Origin of the sequence: Pseudomonas fluorescens (assembly GCF_018614775.1) — a bacterium.
In the GTDB taxonomy this organism is placed as follows: domain Bacteria; phylum Pseudomonadota; class Gammaproteobacteria; order Pseudomonadales; family Pseudomonadaceae; genus Aquipseudomonas; species Aquipseudomonas fluorescens_BY.
This window is the reverse complement of record NZ_JAGGOF010000052.1, coordinates 96686-100897: the sequence shown is the minus strand read 5'-3', so window position 1 is coordinate 100897 and position 4212 is coordinate 96686. Positions and strand designations below refer to the sequence as shown.

The 4212-nt window shown below is 62.0% G+C and carries 5 protein-coding genes; all 5 read right to left on the bottom strand.

Features of this window, described 5'->3' with window-relative positions:
- Nucleotides 1-24: 24 nt before the first annotated feature.
- From J7E36_RS15560 to J7E36_RS15540, 5 genes are read right to left on the bottom strand one after another with little or no spacing between them, the layout of a single operon-like run.
- The gene (locus J7E36_RS15560) at nt 25-678 is read right to left on the bottom strand and encodes an HAD family hydrolase (protein WP_215004391.1); all 654 of its coding nucleotides are present in this window, start codon (nt 676-678) and stop codon (nt 25-27) included.
- Between the two features lie 46 nt (nt 679-724).
- Complete coding sequence (locus J7E36_RS15555) at nt 725-1714, bottom strand: ABC transporter ATP-binding protein (RefSeq protein ID WP_215004389.1); 990 nt, start codon at nt 1712-1714, stop codon at nt 725-727.
- Complete coding sequence (locus J7E36_RS15550) at nt 1711-2511, bottom strand: ABC transporter permease (RefSeq protein WP_215004388.1); 801 nt, start codon at nt 2509-2511, stop codon at nt 1711-1713. The genes J7E36_RS15555 and J7E36_RS15550 overlap by 4 nt, the downstream gene beginning before the upstream one ends.
- On the bottom strand, nt 2498-3334 hold the full coding sequence (locus tag J7E36_RS15545; RefSeq protein WP_215004397.1) for an ABC transporter permease: 837 nt from the start codon (nt 3332-3334) through the stop codon (nt 2498-2500). Before J7E36_RS15545 ends, J7E36_RS15550 begins: the two co-directional genes overlap by 14 nt.
- Before the next feature lie 5 nt (nt 3335-3339).
- Entirely contained in the window at nt 3340-4146 is an 807-nt protein-coding gene (locus J7E36_RS15540; protein WP_215004386.1) for an alkaline phosphatase family protein, read from the bottom strand.
- Nucleotides 4147-4212: the final 66 nt, after the last annotated feature.

The window sequence follows — 4212 nt, the reverse complement described above, 5'->3', positions numbered from 1 at the left end:
GCAAGCCCGCTCCCACAGGGCCGCTTATTTCCAGCTATGAATTGGCCACCCGGCCGATTCCGCATGGGCCTTGAGCACCGGGTCCGGGTTCACCACATGGGGGTAGTCCACTCGCTGCAGCAGCGGCAGGTCGTTGCGCGAGTCGGAGTAGAAGCTCGCGCCTTCGAGGTTTTCCGCTTCGGCGTCCAGCCACTCCAGCAAGCGGGTGATCTTGCCTTCGCGGTAGGTCAGGGTGCCCACCGTTTTGCCGCTGTAGACGCCATGGGCCACTTCCAGTTCGATCGCCAGAATTTCGTCGATGCCCAGGCGTTCGGCGATCGGTTTGACCAGGTGCGTGCCCGAGGCCGAAATCACCAGGATCCGGTCGCCGGCCTTGCGATGTTCGGCGATGGTGCGGGTGGCGTCGCTGAAGATGATCGGTTCGATGACGTCTTCCACCCACGGCGTCACCAGGTGTTCGATTTCCTCCGGCGTGCGGCCGATCATCGGCTCCAGGCTGAAGTCCATGTACGCTTCCATGCGCAGCTTGCCGTGGCTGTAAGCGTCCATCAGTTCGTTGTTGCGGCGCATGAACGACTCGGGGTCGACCCAACCCAGGCGGCCCATCTGCTCGCTCCAGAGGGTGGCGCAGTCGCCGTGGATCAGGGTTTCATCCAGATCAAAAATTGCCAGGGCCATCAGCGCGTTTCCCTTTTCAAGACCAGCTTCAAAATCAACAAAACCATCAGGCTACCTCACACAGGGCCGACGCATCGATGGAAAGTGCCAGGCGGGCGCCATCGGGGTGCAGGTCGGCGGCCGAGCGATTGAGCACGTCCACCACCAGTTCCACGCCGCGGGCCTCGACCCGGTAGCGGATCACGTTGCCCAACAGGCTGTGGCTGCGGATCAGCGCGTCCGGTTCGCCGCTGCGGCTCAGCTCGATGGCTTCCGGGCGAATGGCGATGCGGCCGCTCACCGGTCGCTGCAACAGCCGCGTGGCACTGTCGGCGTCCAGCAGGTTGTAGTTGCCGATGAAGCCGGCGGCAAAGACATCGACGGGTGCCGTGTAGAGGGTTTCGGCATCGCCGCTCTGTACGATTTTTCCCTGGTTCATCAGGAAAATCCGGTCAGACATGGTCAGGGCTTCTTCCTGATCGTGTGTGACGAAGATGGTGGTCAGGCCCAGTTCGCGTTGGATCTGACGAATCTGCTCACGCAGGTGCTTGCGAATTCGCGCGTCCAGCGCCGACAGCGGTTCGTCCAGCAGCAACAGGCGCGGCCGGGTCACCAGGGAGCGGGCCAGGGCGACACGCTGGCATTGGCCGCCGGACAATTGATGAGGATAGCGGGCGGCGAAATCGTGCAGTTCCACCAGGCGCAGGATCTCCAGCACCCGCTGGCGGCTGTCTTCGGCGTTGACCTTTTGCATGCGCAGGCCGAAGGCGACGTTCTGTTCCACGGTCATGTTGGGAAACAGGGCGTAGCTCTGGAACACCATGCCGATCCCACGTTTCTGCGGGCTCAGCGGGACGATGTCCTGGCCGTCCAGCAGGATCTGCCCGGCATCCACGGCGGTCAGGCCGGCGATGCAGCGCAGCAGCGTGGACTTGCCGCAGCCGGAGGGGCCGAGGAGGGTGACGAACTCGCCCTTGCCGATCTCGCAATTGATGTCGCTGAACACCGGCGTGCCGGCGTAGGTTTTTTGCAGGTGTTGGACGCTGACGTAGCTCATTGGCTTTTGTCCTTGTTCAAGATGTTGGCCGCCCAGGTCAGGACCAGTACGAAGAAGAAGTAGGAAATCACCAGCGCACTGGTGAAGTGTCCGCTGCTGTTGCGCATGTTGTTCAGGTACACCTGCAGGGTTTCGTAGCGGGTGCCGACGAGGATGTTGGCAAACACGAATTCACCAAAGAGGAACGAGAACGACAGCAGCAGCGCCACCATCAAACCCTTGCGCAGGTTTGGCAGTACCACTAGCAGGGCCGCCTGGAACGTGCTGGCGCCGAGCAGTTGGGCGGCGTCCATCAGGTCGCGCAGGTTGATGGCTTGCAGGTTGTTGGTGATCGCCCGGTACATGAACGGCAACGCAACGGTGAAGTAGCAGCCGATCAGGATCCACGGCGTGCCGACCATTGCCAGCGGCCCGGAGCCATAGAGCTGCAACAGCCCCACCGACGACACCACCGGCGGCACCGCGAAGGGCAGCAGGATAAGGATGTTCATCAGCGCGTCGAGTTTCGGGAAGTGGTAATGCACCACGAACAGCAGCGGCAGGATCAGCACCACCGAGAGCACCAGTGCGCCCACGCAGACGATCAGCGACTGGCCGAAGGCGCTGAGAAAGCGCGGGTCGCTCCACAGCTGCACGTACCACTTGAAGGTGAAGCCCGAGGGCAGCACGGTGGCCGACCAACTGCTGGCGATGGAGTAGATCAGCGTGCCGGCCAGGGGCAGCAGCAGGATTGCGAACAGCAGGTACACCACCGCCCGATGATAGAACCCGACCGGGCTCGATTCAGCGCGAGACATGGTAGCTCCTCTTGAGCAGCAACTGATGGACGATGGTCACCAGGGTCATCAGCGCCACCAGCACCACGGCCAGGGCGCTGGCCATGTTCGGGTCCAGGGAAATATCGCCGGAAACCATGGCGGCGATGCGAATCGGCAGGACGTTGAAGTTGCCGGTGGTCAGCGCATAGACCGTGGCATAGGCGCCGAGGGCGTTGGCCAGGAGGATCACGAACGTGCCCAGCAGCGCCGGGGTCAGCACCGGCAAACCGATGTGCCGCCAGAACTGCCAGCCGTTGGCGCCGAGCAGCTCGGCGGACTCGCGCCAGTCTTCGCGCAACGCATCGAAGGCCGGGTAGAGCAGCAGCACGCCCAGGGGGATCTGGAAGTAGGTGTAGAGGATGATCAGCCCGGTTTTCGAGTAGAGGTTGAAGTCCTCGATGATCCCCGCCTGTTTGAGCATCAAGGTGATGCTGCCGTTGAAACCCAGCAGGATGATGAAGGCGAAGGCCAGGGGCACGCCGGCGAAGTTGCTGGTCATGTTGGCGAAGGCGTTGACGAAGTTGCGCAGCCGCGAATCGACCCGGCGCAAGGAATAGCTGCCGAGCACCGCGATGATGATGCCGAACACGCTGGACCAGAAACTGATTTCCAGGCTGTGCTGGATCGCTTGCAGGTAGAACTTCGAACTGAAGATCTTGCTGAAGTTTGCCAGGCCCCAGCCAAATTCCTCCGATTCCAGGCTGTTGACCAGCACCCAGAGCAACGGGGCGATCTGGAACACGATGAAGAAAATCGCGAAGGGCACCAGGCACAACGCTGCCAGCCATTTGCCGCGCGTCATGGCGTTCACTTGAGGAGTTCCTGGCAATAGGGTTTGTCGTGGTCGACGCCGAGCAACTGGCAGATCGTGCCGCACAGTTCAGTCTGCCTGGGCGCCGCGGCGGGATCGAGGCTGAAGCCGTCGCCGAGGACAAACAGCGGCACTTCGCGTTCTTCGGCCAGCAGGCCGTTGTGGGAGCGGTCGTTGTTCATGCCGTGGTCGGACGTCACCAGCACCTGGTAGCCGGCGTCGAGCCAGCCTTGCAGGTAGGCCGCCAGGTTGATGTCGGCCGAGCGGGCGCTGTTGCGGTATTGCGGGGTGTCGAGGCCATGCTTGTGGCCGGCATCGTCGATGTTCATCGGATGCACCAGCAAAAAGTCTGGCGAGTAACGCTGGCGCAAATGTTCGGCGTCGGCGAACAGGTGGGAATCGGGGTAGTGGTCATTCCAGTAGAAATGTCCGTATTGAATCGGCAGTTCGGGGTTGTCGGTATGACGGTCCCGACCGGCCACGAACGGTGACGCGTTATAGAGCTCGCTGACCCAGTGGTAGGCAGCGGCCGCCGTACTCAAGCCTGCTTCGGTGGCGTAGTGGAAAACGCTGCGCTGGTTCGACAGACGCGAGACATTGTTATGCACGATCCCGCTGTCGATGGGCACGACGCCGGTGAGGATGCATTCGTAGAGCGGACGGGACAGGGCCGGCAGTTCACATTCCAGTGTGTAGAGCGCCGCGCGTCCTGCGCTGACATACGCCTGCAAATGCCCCATGGCATGCCGGGCGACTTCGTAATTGAGGCCGTCGAGCACCACCAGGATGACGTTGTGCTTCATGGATAACAGGACTCCAGGCAAAACCGGGAAATGTGGCTCAATGAAGGACCCCTGTGGGAGCGGGCT